We start from the raw sequence: 16,050 nt of genomic DNA on the forward strand, positions 1-16,050 counted from the left end.
CGGCGGCGAGAAGCGGTCAGTCTACCGGGTTTCGGGGGCTCGGTGGAACCCCCGACGTTCACTCGAAGAGATCCCGCATCAATCCGGGGAAGTCCCGCCACGCCCCTTCGAACGGGTGGAAGGTGAAGCGCAGGCGATGGTGACCGGCCGGCACGGCGACGGCGCGGAAGAGCAGGTTGGCGCGCACCACCTCGGCCGGCTTGCCGTCGATCTCGACCTGCCACCAGCGATGCCAGGCGTCGTTGAGGACGAGGAAGCCGTCACGGGCCATGTCGGCGTCGATCACCACTTCCGAGTTCAGATACCTGGCGATGGTGGCGGTGCCGGCGGGTGTGGCGTCGGCACTCGCCGCCGGCAACGGGCCGTCGATCGCACCTTCTCCCGAGCGGGCGACGAGAACCTCACGGCGCGGGTCGAAGCCGTCCGGCCAGCGGCCCTCGGCGAGGATCTGATCGAAGGCGACGGCGCGGGCGCGGTCGACCACCAGCACGCGGGGGAGCGCGCGCGGATTTTCGTAGATCCACGTCTCCGGCCGGCCGGGCGCGGGATAGATGCCGGGGATGGCGGGGAAGCGGGCGACCTCGGTCAGGCCGCCGGGGGCGAGCTTCGGATCGATCTTCTCGATCGGCAGCGACGTCGCGATCCACCTGAGGCCGAGCATGTCGACGAGGAGCGAATCGTAGGACGGGTTCAGCGCCGAGAAGGTCTTCTGCTCGGGGATGGCGATGTGGTCGATCGCGCCGGTCGCCTGGGCATATTCGGCGGTGCGCAGCGGGTTGTAGCCGAGCGTGTGCTCGAGCCCGTGGACCATGCCGAGGTTCGGCCAGTGGAAGCCGATGCCGACCAGCTCGACGCGGTCGCGACGGTCGCCGTGATCGTTCTCCGCCACCTGCTTCTTGAGGAAGGCGACGACCGGATCCTTCGTCGCGCTGTCGAGCGCGTCGAAGGTCGCCGACGGGTAGGCGGTCGATTCGTTCGGCGCGTTGTTCCAGGCGAGGTCGACCGTGGTGAAGACCGCGAGCAGCCCGACCGCCAGCACGCCGCCGCGAGGCGAACGATCGCGGACGAAGGCGCGGGCGGTGAGCAGCACCACGAGCGCGAGGCCGGAGAAGACGAGCGCCGTGACGAGCGGCTTCCAGACGAGGGCGAGGCGGTCGGCGTGGAGGCCGAAGGCGATCGGCAGTGCGCCGAAGACCACGGCGAGGAGCGCGATCTGCGCGGCGATCACCGCGAACGGCGCGCGCGGGCGTCGCGGCTCGGTGAGGAGCCGATGGGTCAGCCAGCCGCCGAGCACCGCGATCGAGAAGCCGATCATGAAGGTGGCGTCGGCGGGGCGGCGGTAGAGGTCGACGCCGGGCAGCGTGTCGTAGAAGACGCGGAAGGCGGGGGTGTACCAGCCGACGGCGTAGAGCAGGAAGAAGACGGCGGCGATGGTCTGCCAGCCGATCTCCTTGACGAAGAGACGGCCGCGGGCGAGGCCGGCGACCAGGATGGTCAGGATCGGGATCGCGCCGGCATAGACCGCGCCCATGTTCTGGGCGAGGAAGACGTCGGTGTAGCCGAAGGCGGGCGAGGGCGGCCCCCAGTAGTCGACGTCCTGCGCGCCCTGTCCGAAGAGATCGGCGATCACCGCCGAGATCAGCGCCTCGGGCGGCAGCGAGCCCTTGCCGGCACCGACGAAGTCGATCTCCGGCCGGTTGGAATGCTCGGCGAGAAGCAGCGTCATGACGACCGGCACGACCACGACCAGCAGGCCGCCGATCACCACGGCGAGGCCGGGGACGAGGGTGCGCAGGAAATGGCGGACGGGCGCTTCGCGGGTGAAGATCTCCCACAGCGCGTGGCCGGTGAGGAAATAGAGCGACAGCAACGCGATCTGGTCGCGGCCGAGCGCCAGGAAGCCGGCGGCGATGCCGGTCCACAGGCCCCAGGCGATCGAGCGGCGGGCGATCATACGGTCGAGGCAGAAGAGCACGATGGGCAGCATCGCGTAGCTCATCACCTGCCCGGTGTGCTGGAGCCGCCAGGCGGCCGAGCCGCCGAAGGCGAAGGAGAGGGCGGCGACGACGGCGCCGCCGGCGTGCCAGCCGCGATCACGGAACCACAGCGCCAGGGCGAGCCCGCCGAGGCCGAGCTGGGCGAAGACGGCGGCATCCATCGCCTGGGCGCTCGGATCGGGCACCAGGAGGGCGAGGACGAAGAAGGCGGGCACGAAGATCAGCGACTGCGGATCGGAGATCTGCGGCCAGCCGGCGAAGATCCACGGGTTCCAGGTGATGCCGCGGCCTTCGTGGATCGAATGGGCGAGGAAGCCGAGCTGGGCGCGGAAATGGGCCTCCGCGTCCCAGGGTACGGTGAACCCGCCGAACAGCCACGGCCGGGTCAGGAAGACCCAGGCGAGGACGAGGACGACGACGACGAAGACGACCCGGAGGCCGGGATCGGCGGCACGGCGGCCGGCGGGATCGGCGAGGGTCAACGACGGACCTCCACCGTGGGGGCGGCGGCGGGGGCGACGTGCTTCTCGTCGAAGCCGATCGCCTCGCGCACGAAGTAGAGCGGCCGGCGCTTCACCTCGGAGAAGACGTGGCCGAGATACTCGCCGATGATGCCCAGACCGATCAGCTGGACGCCGGAGAAGAACAGGATCGCCACCATCAGCGACGGGAAGCCCGGCACGTCGGCGCCGAAGATCAGGGTCTTGGCGACGACATAGGCACCGTAGAGCAGCGACGACAGCGACACGAAGGAGCCGATCACCGCCCAGATCTTCAGCGGCAGCGTGCCGAAGGAGGTGATGGCGGCGATCGCCAGCCGCAGCAGCTTGAAGAAGCCCCACTGCGAGGTGCCGGTGGTGCGCTCGCCCATGGTGACCGGCACCGTGGTGGTGCGGAAGCCGGCCCAGGCGAAGAGACCACGGTTGAAGCGGTTGCGCTCGGGCATGGCGAGGAAGGCGTCGATGACCTTGCGGTCGTAGGCACCGAAGTCGCCGACCTCGCGGTCGATCGGCACGTCGGACATGAACTCGAACGACTTGTAGAAGGCCGTCGAGAAGGCCGAGCGCAGCATCGACTGGTGGTCGAGATCGACACGGCGGGCGTTGACGGCGTCGTAGTCGCCCGTCGCCCACAGGCCGATCAGCTCGGGGATCGCCTCCGGCGGGTGCTGGAGGTCGCTGTCCATCACCACCACGACGTCGCCGCGGGTGTGGGCGAGGCCGGCGGTGACGGCGATCTCCTTGCCGAAGTTGCGCGAGAAGGTGACGACCTTGAGACCCGGCACGGTGGTGCGCGCCGCCTTCAGTCGAGCCCAGGTGTCGTCGCGCGAGCCGTCGTCGACGGCGACGATCTCGAAGGGGCAGCCGAGGCTCTCGAGCACGGGCACGAGGCGGGCGAAGAGCGGGGCGATGCCCTCGCTCTCGTTGTGCATCGGCAGGACGACACTGACCAGGGAGGCGGAGAGGGCGGAGCGCTCGAGGGTCTCCGGCGCGGACGTCATGGTCGAAATCCTTTCAAGGACGCGATGGGTCGTGTATGCGATGAACCCGGCGCTCGGCGAGAAGACTTCGCCTCAATCTCGCGGGGCGTCAATGGCGAAGACGGGCAGGCTTCGCGCGAGAGCAAACGGATCGGCGACGGGTCGGGTCGCCGTGCTGACGACCGCGGGGCGAGGCCGCGGTTCGGAGCAGGAATGACAGGCAAGCGGTCCTTCGTCCTCTGCGCCGACGATTTCGGGCTCTCCGAAACCATCGATCGCGGCATTCTCGAACTCGTCGCGCTGGGCCGCCTCGGCGCGACCGGCTGCATGGTGACGGGCCCGGCCTTCGAGGCCGACGCCGCGAAACTCGCGGCGATCGCCGATCGGATCGACGTGGGTCTGCACTTCGCGCTCACCGATCTTCCGCCCGTCCAGCCGGTTCGATCCATCGATCCCGAGGGTCGGCCCGTCTCGCTCGGACGGGTGCTCGGCCGCTCGCTTCTCCTGCGTCTCGACTACGAGGAGATGACGGCGGAGATCGGGCGTCAGGTCGCTCGTTTCAGGGCGGCCTTCGGGCGAGATCCCGACTTTTTCGACGGTCACCAGCACGTCCAGATCTTCCCCGGCGTGCGGCGTGCGGTCTTCGCGGCCTATGACCGCGGCATCCTCGATCCGGCGAAGACCTGGCTGCGCGACAGCGGCGAGCGGCCGGGACGGATCGTCGCGCGCGGCATCGAGACCGGCAAGGCGCTGTTCATCACCGCGCTGGCGAGCGGCTTCGCGCGTGCCGCGCGGGCGCGCGGCATCACCGTCAACGAGGGATTCGGCGGCATCACCGCCTTCGAGCCCGAGCGCTTCCCGCAAGTCTTCCCGACCTTCCTCGACCATCTCGGGCCACGGCCGCTGGTGATGTGCCATCCCGCCCATCCGGAAGGACCGGCGAACCCGGCCGACCCGATCGATCGGGCGCGGCGGGCGGAATTCGCCTTCCTGGCGAGCGACGCCTATGCCGCCGCGCTCGCGGCGGCGGGCGTCGACGTGGTCCGGATGCGGGCGCTCGACTGAGATCAGACGACGGGACCGAAGGCGCGGGCGAGGATCGCGGCGGCGTCCTCGTCGTCGTCGGGCTCGACGATGGCGACGTCGAGCGTGATCCACACCGGGCCGGGGGCGCCGGGGACCGAGAAGGCGGTAGTCTCGAGAATACCGGCGATGCGGTTGGCGACGGGACGGGCGGTCTCGACGTCGGTCGCCGGCAGGGCGATGGCGAGCCGATCGCCGCCCGCCCGCGCCGCGGTGTCCTCGCCGCGCACCAGACGGGCGATCATCCGGCCGACCTGCGCCAGCAGGTGATCGCCGGCGGCCCAGCCCCATTCGGCATTGATCTCGGCCAGTTCGGCGAGGCGGAAGCCGACGACGGCGAGCGGCTCGTCTTGGTCGCGGGCGTCGTCGATCAGCGACGTCAGATGTTCCATCAGGAAGGCGCGGCGGTAGAGGCCGGTGACGGAATCGAGCGTGCGGTCGTGGCGGGTATCGCCGTAGGCGGCCTTCAGCGTCGCCCGCAGGCGGTGCTCGGTCATCGCCGCCTCGACCCGGTCGGAGAAGACCTTCTCGCTCTCGTCGGCGAAGACGAGGTCGGTGGCGCCGGCGGCGTGGACCGCCTCGACGAGGCGCGGCTCGGTCTCGCCGGTCAGGACGACGGCGGGCAGGGCGAAGGTGTCGGGGTTGCGGCGCAGCACCTCGAGGAAGTCGATGGCATCCTCGAGCGGCAGGTTGACCACGACGGCGTCGAAGGCGCGGCGTTCGAGATAGTCGACGGCGGTGTCGATGGTGAAGGCACCGATCAGCGTCGAACGCTTGGACAGCGCGCGTTCGATGGTGAAGTAGCGGATGCCGGCACCGACCACCAGGACATGGGCGTCGGCGAGACCGGCGCCGAGGTCGGGCTCGGTGCGCGACAGGCCGAAGCGCGAGGCGGTGTCGAGCCGGCGCAGGATCTCGGCGCGCATGGTGGCGAGCCGGGCGAGCGAGCCGAGGCGGGCGGAGACGTGGCCGACCGACCAGGGCGCGCGCAGCACGTCGGACAGACCGATCGGGCGCTCGTCGGGGTGGACCTCCTCGTCGACGGCGACGACCGGCAGGCGGCGGGCGCCGCGCAGCATGGTCATGCGGGCGGCGGCGTCGAGATAGCGGGTGCGGTCGACCTCGCCGTCGGTGCCGGCGAAGTTCAGGACCACCACGTCGGGATGTTCGACGGCGCCGCGATCGAGCGTGCGGGCGAGCGGCAGGGCGCGGACGTCCCAGCCGTCGGCCCGGATCCCGTCCCAGAGACGACGGGTCTCCGGGCGGGGCGTTTCTTCGATGACGAGGACGCGGCCGCGATAGGACATGAGCGAGGATCTCCGAATGGCGGAATCCTCGCACGAACGTGGTTTACGAGATGTTAAGAGATCGACGTCGTCGGGGCGAAGGGATTGCCCCGACACGGAGATCGGACGTGGCACGGCCTTGCGCGCCGCCGGTCAGCTGCGGTGCAGCAGGTGCTGGACCATGCCGGCGCGCAGCACGCGTCCCGACGGGCCGCGGGCGATCGCCGGCACGCGGAAGACCTTGACCGGGATCTCGGCGAGGCCGACGCGGGACTTCTCGACGGCGGCGCGGAACAGCGTCTCGTCGAAGCGCTTGCCCGGCTCGGGCACCACGGCGGCGGCGACGGCGGTGCCGGTCTCGGCGGTCTCGACCAGCAGGGCCGCGGCATCGGCCACGCCTTCGACGCCGCGATAGAGCTCGTCGAGGGCGGCGAGGTCGTAGAGCGCCTGACCGATGCGGACGGCGTCGTCGATGCGGCCGGCGAGTTCGAAGGTCGGCGGCTGGGCGGTGACGACGCGGGCACCGAGCCCGGTGGCCATCCAGCCCTCGGGATCGCGCGGGCGGTGACGGCGCTCCTGGGCGGTGGTCGGCCAGTTGAAGTGCGGCACCATGGCGCCGCGCAGCTGCAGCTCGCCACCGAGTGGGCGACCCTGCGCCATCTGCGCCGCGGTCTGGGCGATCGCCTTGAGGCGCATCTCGATCAGGATCGGCGCAGAGGGCGTGCCGGCGGGGGCGCCGCAGGCGCCGATCGGCAGGGCGACCGGGCCGCTCGGTTCCTTGCGGCGTCGGACGACGAGACCGTAGGCGCCGAGCGGCGTCACGTCGACGACGTCGACGCCGGAGGGCATCGGGCGGTCGCGCGGCTCGTCGTCGGCGATCGCCAGCAGGGTCGGGGCGACGCGGCGCATCGACAGCCGGTCGGAGAGACGGGCGGCGAAGCGGGTGGGCACGAGCACATGCGTCGCCTCGCGGGTGGCGGCCTCGCCGGCGAGCCCGTCGATCGAGCGCGGCAGGCCGAGCACCAGCGTCGCGCCGGCGACCAGCCACGGCACGACGGCGACGCCGATGCCGGTCGAACCCGACAGCGAGAAGGGCGACAGCACCACCGAATCGGCGCCGATGCCGGCCTCGAGCAGGGTCATCAGGCCGGTGGCGATCCAGTGGTTGTGCGAGCGCGGCAGCGGCATCATGCGGCCGTTGTCGCCGTCGGCCTCGCTGCGGGCGACGGCCGCGGCGGCGGTCTCGCCGGCCTCGGCCGGCATGGCGACGACCTCGACGGTCAGCGCGTGGTCGGCGGCGTTGCCCTTGCGGCCGATGTCGGGGGCGGCGCCGAGCGAGGCGGCCTCCTCGAAGACCATCGACAGGTCGACCAGCCCGTCGGGCAGCTCGCCGCCGGCGCCGAAGACGAAGCGGATCTGGAACAGTTCGGCGGCGACGTCGCGCATGCGCTCGCCGTGGGTCTCGGTCTCGGTGCGGGCGACGGTGACGATGGCGCGGGCGCCGAGGCGGCGGGCGAGCACCATGGCGTCGGCCTCGCGGGCCGAGAGCGGCAGCGGCGCGACGATCAGGCCGGCGCGCGAGGCGGCGAGGAAGGCGACGACGGCGTCGACCGTCGGCGGCATCTGGAACACCAGCACCTGGTCGGGCTGCAGGCCGACCGCAGCGAAGAAGGCGGCGAGCGCCTCGACGCGGGTGTTGAGCGCGCGCCAGGTCAGGCTCTCGGCGGCACCGCCGGTCCAGTCGGGGCGGTCGGAGACGTCGACGACGGCGACCTTGTCGCCGCGGGTCTCGGCATTGCGGGCGACGATCTGGTCGAGCGTCACGCGGCCCCAGGCGCCGGTGGCGGCGTGAGCGCGGGATTCGTCCTCGCGTGCGACGATCATGGCTTCGACCCTTCTTGCCTCTCCCCGGCGCGGACCCACCACGCGGGCAGATGCCAACCCGATCCCGGAGTCTTGGCCGGATGTTCGATTCGCGTCCAGTGGGCGACCCACTGTCCGGGTGGATGAAACAGTGGAACGACGAAGAATTCCGACATCAGGACCCGATCGAGGACCCGCGCGGCGGTGACGAGGTCGTCGCGGGTGCGCGCACCGATCAGTGCGGCGATCGCCGCGTCGGCGGCCGGGACCCGCACGCCGGGCAGATTGAACGACCCTTCGTCGTTCGCCGCGCGCGACGACCAGCGGTGGATCTGCTCGTTGCCGGGCGAGGCGGAGGCCGCCCAGACCCACATCGTCACGTCGAAGTCGAAGGTCTTGCGGCGCATCTCGTACTGCGCCGCGTCGACGGTGCGGATGCGGGCATCGATGCCGAGCGTCGCCAGGGTGCGCTGCCAGCCCATGGCGAGGCGCTCCTGCTCGCGGGTCTGGGTCAGGATCTCGAAGGCGAAGGGGCGACCTCCCGCATCGACCAGCTTGGCGCCGTCGAGCCGCCAGCCGGCCTGCTTCAGGAGATCGAGCGCGGCGGCGAGCGCCCGGCGGTCGCGGCCCGAGCCGTCCGTCTTCGGCATCCGCCACGTCCCGTCGAGGAAGGCGGGGGCGACGGCGCCGGGGAAGGGGGCGAGCAGCGCCCTCTCGCGCGCGTCGGCGGGACGGGCATAAGCCGAGAGCTCGGAGGCGTCGAAATAGCCGACCTGACGCTCGTAGAGCGAATAGAACAGGTTGCGGTTCGCCCATTCGAAGTCGAAGAGCCGCGTCAGCGCCTCGCGCACGCGCCGGTCGGCGAAGAGCGGACGGCGGGTGTTGAGGGCGAAGCCGGTCATGCCGCGCGGCAGGTCGAGGCCGAAGGTCTCCTTCAGCACCCGGCCGTCCGTCACCGCCGGGAAGGCATAGGCATTGGTCCAGCGCCCCGGATCGATTTCGACCGCGAGATCGAGCAGGCCCTTCTTGAAGGCCTCGATCATGGCGTTGCGGTCGCGGAAATACTCGAAGCGCAGCTCGTCGGCGTTGTAGAGGCCGCGGCGGACCGGCAGGTCCTTGGCCCAGTAGTCGGGATCGCGGGTGAAGACGACGCGGGCACCGGGTTCGACCGTCGAGACGCGGTAGGGGCCCGAGCCGATCGGCGGATCGAGCCGGGTCGCCTCGAATTCGCGGTCCTTCCAGTCGTGCGCCGGCAGGACCGGCATCAGGCCGAGGATCAGCGGCAGCTCGCGGTTCTCCGCCGACTTCAGGCGGAAGCGCACGGTGCGGTCGTCGACCTTCTCCACCGCGCTCACGTCGCGATAGTTCGCCCGCATGTAGGGCAGGCCCTTCTCGCGCAGCGTCTCGAAGGAGAAGACGACGTCTTCCGGCGTGATCGCCGTACGGTCGGAGAAGCGGGCCTCGCGGCGCAGGCGGAAGGTGACGGCGGAGAGATCGTCGGCGACGTCGATCGTCTCGGCGATCAGGCCGTAGAGCGCGAAGGGCTCGTCGAGGCCGCGCTCCATCAGGCTCTCGTAGACGTTCGACCCTTCCGCGCCGCCGCGGAAGCCGGCGGCCGGGTTGCCCTTGAAGACGAAGGGGTTCAGCGAATCGAACGAGCCGACGACGCCGAGCGTCACCCGCCCGCCCCTGGGGGCTGCCGGGTCGGCATAGGGAAAATGGTCGAAGCCGGGGGGAAGCGCCGCCTCGCCGTGCATGGCGATCGCCGGTCGTGGCGCCGCCTCGGCCGAGGGCGCGAAGGGGCCGGACGCGAGAGCGGCGAGGAAGGCGAGGGCGAGCGCCGACGCCTGCGACCACCGTCGCGGGCGTCGGGACCGGTCATCCGGCGCTGATTTCGGGCCGATCAAGGCGTCGTGTCTCCGACCGTCGGGCGATTCTTCGGCGCGATGCTAGCACGGTCGTGGCGCCTGCCCGTGCCGCGGTGCGACGGGGCGGCGGAAAGCGCCGGGGATCGCCTCGCGAAGGGTGGAAATCGGGCGTGCGAGCGGCTATGGATCGTGCGACGCCGGGCGGACACGCTTTCGCCCAGATCGACCGGCATTCCCGCCGGTGAACCGTCGTCACGCCGGGAGCCGTCCGACGCGGTTTCGGGGCGAGACCGACGGATGAGGGATTGTCGTCGTCGTCGGTCGGGGGTATCGGATCGCACCGATCTCTTCCCGTGCCGTCGCGGCGGATCATTTCGAGGATGTGGTATCCATGGCTGAAAGCACCCTTCGTTCGGCTCTCTCCACGCTGCGCGGCGGCGTCGCGGCCGGCGTGATCGCCGTGCTCGCGCTCGTCGCGGTGCCGTCGATCGCGGCGGCGCAGGCGGAAGAGGAAGCCCCGGCCGCGGCGCCGAAGCCCGCGGCGGCGCCCAAGCCCGCCGCTGCACCGAAGCCCGCCGCCGCACCGAAGCCGGCAGCGCCCGCCGCCGCGGCTCCGAAGCCGGCCGCCCCCGCTGCCGCCGCTCCGGCCAAGGAAGCGCCGAAGGAGGCTCCGAAGGACGCCGCCGCGGCCGCGACCCCCGAGGATCCGCTGCCCTGGGTCAAGATCTGCTCCAAGGACGCCGAGAAGAAGAACGTCTGTCTCGTCGCCAAGGAAGTGCGCTCGCAGGAGGGCCAGCTGGTCGCCTCGGTGGCGCTGCGCGAGATCGAGGGCGATCCCAAGAAGGTGCTGCTGATCGCCGTGCCGCCGGTGGTGCTGATCCAGCCGGGCATGCGCGTCCAGGTCGACAAGGGCAAGCAGCTCGAGGCCAAGTACACGATCTGCTTCCCCAACGCCTGCTACGCCGAGATGGAAGTGGCGGACGCGATGGTGGCCGAGATGAAGAAGGGCAAGGCACTGATCGTGACCTCGCTCAACATCCAGCAGAAGCCGATGTCCTTCCCCTTCGTGCTGTCGTCCTACAAGACGGCCGCCGAAGGCCCGGGCGTCGACCCGACCGCCAGCCAGAAGAGCCAGGAAGAACTCCAGTCCGAGCTGCAGAAGCGCGCCGAAGAGGCCGCCAAGAAGCTCGGCGGCGAGGCGCCGGCCGAGGCGCCGAAGAACTGATCGCGGCGCCGTCGCGCGCCGCAGGGGTTGCGACATCGAGACGCGCGTCGGGCGACCGGCGCGCGTTTTTCGTGCGTTTTTCAGGGGCGCGGCGAAGCCGCCGCCAACCTTTCCGCGAGTTCATTTGATCTCGCGTGATCGCGGGGGCATCCCGTGGGCACGGGCCGTCTTCCGGCGGTTCGAACGTTCATTCGAGGTGTCCACCATGTTCCGCGACTGGGTCAATCGTTACGCGACCCCCTTCACCACCGGTCTCTTCGTCGTCTCGCTCGTCTCGGGCGTGGCGCTGTTCTTCCATGTCGGCCAGGCCGCGTTCCGTGGCATGCACGAGTGGCTGAGCATGGTGCTGATCGTGCCCTTCGTGCTGCATGTCTACAAGAACTGGTGGCCCCTGGTCGGCTACATGACGCGCGGCTGGCTGATGTGGCCGCTGGCGGTGTCGCTGGCGGCGGGCGTCGCCTTCGCGGTGCCGGCACTGACGGGGGGCAACGCCGGCGGCAATCCGCAGCTGGCGATGTACCGCGCCATCGCCGAGGCGCCGATCTCGGCGGTCGCGCCGGTGCTGAAGACCACGCCCGACGCGCTGATCGCCAAGCTGAAGGCGGCCGGCGTCGAAGCCAAGGCCGAGCAGAGCCTCGCCGAAGCGGCGGAGGCCGCCGGCAAGGAAGCCCGCGCGGTGGTCTTCGGGGTGGCTCTGGCGAAGTGAGGGCGCAGGACCGTCCGAGCGGACTCGTCGCAGAGGCCCTTCATCCTGAGGTGCGAGCGTCAGCGAGCCTCGAAGGGCGAAGGGCCGAGAGGCACCGCCCGTCGTGGCTTCGTGCCTCACGAGGCCCGACTTCGTCGGGCACCTCAGGGTGAAGCCGAACAGAAGAGAAGGGCCGGAGGATCGTCCTCCGGCCCTTCTTCGTGTCTCGGTCCCGGGCGTCGCTCACACCGCGATCCTGGCGCGCACCGCCTCGGCGTCGACGTCCGCCGCCGGGCCTTCGATCACCACCTCGCCGCGGTCGAGCACGGTATAGTGGTCGGCGAGTTCGCGGGCGAAGTCGAAATACTGTTCGACCAGCACGATCGCCATCGTCCCCTTGCCGCGCAGATAGGAAAGCGCCCGGCCGATGTCCTTGATGATCGAGGGCTGGATGCCTTCGGTCGGTTCGTCGAGGACGAGGAGGCGCGGGCGCGTCACCAGCGCGCGGCCGATGGCGAGCTGCTGCTGCTGGCCGCCGGAGAGGTCGCCGCCGCGCCGGCGCAGCATGTCGCCGAGCACGGGGAAGAGTTCGAAGACCTCGTCGGGGATCTCGCGCTGGTCACGCGGCAGGGCGGCGAAACCGGTCTGGAGGTTCTCCTCGACGGAGAGGAGCGGGAAGATCTCGCGGCCCTGCGGCACGAAGGCGATGCCGGCACGGGCGCGATCGTAGGGCGCGCTGCGGCCGAGATCCTTGCCCTCCCAGGTGATCGAGCCGGCGGCGATCGGCTGTTGGCCGACGATGGCGCGCATCAGCGAGGTCTTGCCGACGCCGTTGCGGCCGAGAACGCAGGTGATCTTGCCGATCTCGGCCTTGGTCGAGACGCCGCGCAGGGCCTGCGCCGCGCCGTAGAAGAGATCGACGTTGTCGACGTTCAGCATGGCTCAGCGCCCCAGATAGACTTCGATGACGCGGGGATCGTTCGCCACATGGTCGATCGACCCTTCGGAGAGGACGCCGCCCTCGTGCAGCACGGTGACCTTGACGCCGAGCTCGCGGACGAAGGCCATGTCGTGCTCGACCACCACCACCGACTTGCCCGACGCATTGATCTCGCGCAGCAGGGCGGCGGTCTGCATGGTCTCGGCGTCGGTCATGCCGGCGACCGGCTCGTCGACCAGCAGCAGGCGCGGCTCCTGGGCCAGCAGCATGCCGATCTCCAGCCACTGTTTCTGGCCGTGCGACAGGTTCTTCGCCAGTTCCGCGCGCCGGTCGGCGAGCTTGACCGTGGCCAGGATCTCGTCGATGCGGGCGGCCTCGGCGCCGGAGAGGCGATGGAACAGGGTGGCGAGCGGGCCGCGATCGGCCTTCAGCGCCAGATAGATGTTGTCTTCGACCGTGTGGCTCTCGAAGACCGTCGGCTTCTGGAACTTGCGGCCGATGCCGAGTTCGGCGATCGCCGCCTCGTCCAGCGTCGTCAGATCGACGGCGCCGCGGTCCCACAGGACCTCTCCCTCGTCGGGGCGGGTCTTGCCGGTGATGCAGTCCATCATCGTGGTCTTGCCGGCGCCGTTGGGGCCGATGATGGCACGCATCTCGCCCGGTTCGATGACGAGGCTCAGGCCCTTCAGCGCCTTGAACCCGTCGAAGGAGACCTTGACGTCGTCGAGATAGAGCAGCGCCTGGGAGGCGACTTCATGAGCCATGGCGTCGGTTCCTTCACTCGGCGGGCGCAGGCGCGGGCGCGGGGCCGGCCGGCGGGGTGGGCGTCGCCTTCCGCTCGGCGTTCCAGTCGGCGATGGTGCCGACGATGCCCTTGGGCAGGAACAGCGTGACGAGGACGAAGAGGGCGCCGAGCGCGAAGAGCCAGAGCGAGGGCAGCACGGCGGTGAACCAGGTCTTGCCCCAGTTGACCGCCACCGCGCCGACGATCGGCCCGATCAGCGTACCGCGACCGCCGACGGCGACCCAGATCACCGCTTCGATCGAGTTGGCGGGCGAGAATTCGCCCGGGTTGATGATGCCGACCTGCGGCACGTAGAGCGCACCGGCGAGGCCCGCCAGCATCGCCGAGACGACGAAGACGAAGGTCTTGTAGGCGGCGACGCGGTAGCCGATGAAGCGGGTGCGGCTCTCGGCGTCGCGGATGGCGACCAGCACCAGCCCGAGCTTCGACTTGACGATCGCCGCCGACAGCCACAGCGCCAGCGCCACCGTCAGGCAGGACAGCGCGAAGAGGACCGAGCGGGTGCCGTCGGCCTGGATGTTGAAGCCGAGGATGTCCTTGAAGTCGGTGAGGCCGTTGTTGCCGCCGAAGCCCATGTCGTTGCGGAAGAAGGCGAGCAGCAGGGCATAGGTCATCGCCTGGGTGATGATCGACAGATAGACGCCGGTCACCCGCGAGCGGAAGGCGAGGCCGCCGAAGACCAGCGCCAGGAGGCCCGGCACCAGTACCACCATCAGCAGCGCGAAGGGGAAATGGTCGAAGCCGGTCCAGTACCAGGGCAGCTCCTTCCAGTTCAGGAACACCATGAAGTCGGGCAGGATCGGATTGCCGTAGACGCCGCGGGTGCCGATCTGGCGCATCAGATACATGCCCATGGCGTAGCCGCCGAGCGCGAAGAAGGCGCCGTGGCCGAGCGACAGGATCCCGCACCAGCCCCACACCAGGTCGAGCGCCAGGGCGAGCGCCGCGTAGCAGGCGTATTTGCCGAAGAGCGTGACGAGATAGGTCGGCACGTGGAAGGGCGAACCCTCCGGCACGACGAGGTTCAGCACGGGCACCAGCACGGCGATGGCGAGGATCGCCAGGAGCGCGAGCGAGACGCGGCGGTCGAGGGCCTTGACGAGAAAGTTGGTGATCATGCTTCCACCGCCCGGCCCTTGAGGGCGAAGAGGCCCCGCGGACGCTTCTGGATGAACAGGATGATGAAGACCAGCACCAGGATCTTGCCGAGCACGGCACCGGCGAAGGGCTCCAGGAACTTGTTGACGACACCGAGCGTCAGGGCGCCGACGAGCGTGCCCCAGAGATTGCCGACGCCGCCGAAGACCACGACCATGAAGCTGTCGATGATGTAGCTCTGACCGAGGTTGGGCGAGACGTTGTCGATCTGGGAGAGCGCCACGCCGGCGATGCCGGCGATGCCGCAACCGAGGCCGAAGGTCAGCGCGTCGACCATCGGCGTGCGGATGCCCATCGCCGCCGCCATGGCGCGGTTCTGGGTGACGGCGCGCATCTGCAGGCCGGCGGACGTCTTCTTCAGGATCAGGATCAGGCCGAGGAAGACGGCGAGCGAAAAGACGATGATCCACATGCGGCCGGAGGTCAGCGTCAGCGGGCCGAGATCGATCGAGCCGGACATCCAGCTCGGCGCGCCGACCTCGCGGTTGTTGGCGCCGAAGATCGAGCGGACGGTCTGCTGCAGGGCGAGCGAGATGCCCCAGGTGGCGAGCAGCGTCTCGAGCGGACGACCATAGAGCCAGCGGATGACGGTGCGCTCGATCAGGACGCCGACCGCGCCGGAGACGAGGAAGGCGAGCGGAATGGCGATCGCCAGCGACCAGCCGAAGAGGCCGGGCGCATGGGTGCGGATCACCTCCTGCACCACGAAGGTGGTGTAGGCGCCGATCATCACCAGCTCGCCGTGGGCCATGTTGATGATGCCCATGACGCCGAAGGTGATGGCCAGCCCGATCGCGGCGAGCAGCAGCACCGAACCGAGCGATACGCCGTAGAGGGCGTTCTGCGCCGAGTTCCACAGCGCCAGTTCGGTCTCGATCGCCTTGGCGGCGGTCTGGGCCGCGTCCTGTACGCGCTTGGGCGTGTCGGAGGGGAGCGAGCGCAGCAGCGACACCGCCTCCTGATCGCCGCGTTCGCGGATCGCCTGGGCGGCTTCGACGCGGGCGTCCTCGCCGGCGTCGGTCTTCGTCAGGATCACGGCGGCGCGGGCGATCTGGAGCGAGGCGCGGATGCGGCCGTCGGCCTCCTTGGCGATGGCGGCATCGAGCGTGGCGAGCGCGTTCTGGTCGCGCGACTTGAAGACGGCGTCGGCCGCCTCGTGGCGCTTAGCCGGGTCGGGCGACATCAGTGTCAGCGCGCCCATGGCGGCGGCGACGCTGGAGCGCAGGCGATTGTTGAGGCGCACGGGCGAGAGGCCGGCGGGCGGCGCGGCGACGGCCGAGCCGGTGGCGGCGTCGACCACCTTGCCGCCGGCGCGGATGACGACGGTCTTCGAAGCGGCGTCGAATTCGAGGGCGCCGTCGCGCAGCGCCTCGACGATCGTCCCGGCGCGCGGGTGACCGGAGGTCGAGAGCAGACCGATCGCCTCGCCGGTGTCGGCGTAGCTGTCGGTCGCGAGCTTGGCGAGAGCGGCGGAGATGTCCTGCGCGGCGGCCGGAAGAACCGAGCCGAAGGCCAACAGCAGGAGAACGAGGCCCGAGCGGGCGAGGCGGCGGACGTGGGCGGTCATTCGTCTCGCTTCCGTGATGGGGAGGAGAAGGGAGCACCCGGGCCGTGGCCCGGGTGCGTGTCGGGGTGATCGTCGAAGGGGAACATCACGACG

General features: G+C 70.4%; 12 protein-coding genes. 3 read left to right on the forward strand and 9 right to left on the reverse strand.

Annotated features, from left to right (window positions below; genetic code table 11):
• Positions 1–58: 58 nt before the first annotated feature.
• Positions 59–2,479, reverse strand: coding sequence for a hypothetical protein (locus tag ACT541_RS09600; RefSeq protein ID WP_476136299.1), 2,421 nt, complete (start codon positions 2,477–2,479; stop codon positions 59–61).
• Positions 2,476–3,498, reverse strand: a complete 1,023-nt coding sequence (locus ACT541_RS09605) for a glycosyltransferase family 2 protein (protein ID WP_476136301.1) — start codon at positions 3,496–3,498, stop codon at positions 2,476–2,478. Before ACT541_RS09605 ends, ACT541_RS09600 begins: the two co-directional genes overlap by 4 nt.
• A gap of 192 nt (positions 3,499–3,690) precedes the next feature.
• Between ACT541_RS09605 and ACT541_RS09610 the strand changes: the two genes are divergently transcribed.
• A complete protein-coding gene (locus ACT541_RS09610; protein WP_476136303.1) occupies positions 3,691–4,542 on the forward strand; it encodes a ChbG/HpnK family deacetylase in 852 nt (283 codons plus the stop codon).
• A gap of 2 nt (positions 4,543–4,544) precedes the next feature.
• On the opposite strand, the gene ACT541_RS09615 is transcribed toward ACT541_RS09610, so the two are convergent.
• The 3 genes from ACT541_RS09615 to ACT541_RS09625 all read right to left on the reverse strand — a co-directional run bounded on the left by ACT541_RS09615 (position 4,545) and on the right by ACT541_RS09625 (position 9,466).
• Positions 4,545–5,867 (reverse strand): GGDEF domain-containing protein, encoded by a 1,323-nt coding sequence (locus tag ACT541_RS09615; RefSeq protein WP_476136304.1) that lies wholly within the window; start codon positions 5,865–5,867, stop codon positions 4,545–4,547.
• 132 nt (positions 5,868–5,999) lie between these two features.
• Positions 6,000–7,730, reverse strand: a complete 1,731-nt coding sequence (locus ACT541_RS09620) for an AMP-binding protein (protein ID WP_476136306.1) — start codon at positions 7,728–7,730, stop codon at positions 6,000–6,002.
• The gene (locus tag ACT541_RS09625; RefSeq protein ID WP_476137514.1) at positions 7,727–9,466 is read right to left on the reverse strand and encodes an extracellular solute-binding protein; all 1,740 of its coding nucleotides are present in this window, start codon (positions 9,464–9,466) and stop codon (positions 7,727–7,729) included. Before ACT541_RS09625 ends, ACT541_RS09620 begins: the two co-directional genes overlap by 4 nt.
• A gap of 502 nt (positions 9,467–9,968) precedes the next feature.
• Here ACT541_RS09625 and ACT541_RS09630 point away from each other — a divergent pair.
• Positions 9,969–10,802, forward strand: a complete 834-nt coding sequence (locus tag ACT541_RS09630) for an invasion associated locus B family protein (protein ID WP_476136308.1) — start codon at positions 9,969–9,971, stop codon at positions 10,800–10,802.
• A gap of 205 nt (positions 10,803–11,007) precedes the next feature.
• Positions 11,008–11,508, forward strand: coding sequence for a DUF4405 domain-containing protein (locus ACT541_RS09635; RefSeq protein ID WP_476136310.1), 501 nt, complete (start codon positions 11,008–11,010; stop codon positions 11,506–11,508).
• A gap of 222 nt (positions 11,509–11,730) precedes the next feature.
• On the opposite strand, the gene urtE is transcribed toward ACT541_RS09635, so the two are convergent.
• From urtE to urtB, 4 genes are read right to left on the reverse strand one after another with little or no spacing between them, the layout of a single operon-like run.
• Positions 11,731–12,426: an urea ABC transporter ATP-binding subunit UrtE gene (urtE, locus tag ACT541_RS09640; protein WP_476136312.1), complete on the reverse strand. Its 696-nt coding sequence runs from the start codon at positions 12,424–12,426 to the stop codon at positions 11,731–11,733.
• A gap of 3 nt (positions 12,427–12,429) precedes the next feature.
• A complete protein-coding gene (gene urtD, locus ACT541_RS09645) occupies positions 12,430–13,191 on the reverse strand; it encodes an urea ABC transporter ATP-binding protein UrtD (protein WP_476136313.1) in 762 nt (253 codons plus the stop codon).
• Positions 13,192–13,204: 13 nt separating this feature from the next.
• On the reverse strand, positions 13,205–14,350 hold the full coding sequence (urtC, locus tag ACT541_RS09650) for an urea ABC transporter permease subunit UrtC (protein WP_476136315.1): 1,146 nt from the start codon (positions 14,348–14,350) through the stop codon (positions 13,205–13,207).
• Positions 14,347–15,957, reverse strand: a complete 1,611-nt coding sequence (gene urtB / locus ACT541_RS09655) for an urea ABC transporter permease subunit UrtB (RefSeq protein WP_476136317.1) — start codon at positions 15,955–15,957, stop codon at positions 14,347–14,349. Before urtB ends, urtC begins: the two co-directional genes overlap by 4 nt.
• Positions 15,958–16,050: the final 93 nt, after the last annotated feature.

The sequence above is a fragment of the Pinisolibacter sp. DMC100 genome, assembly GCF_056313705.1.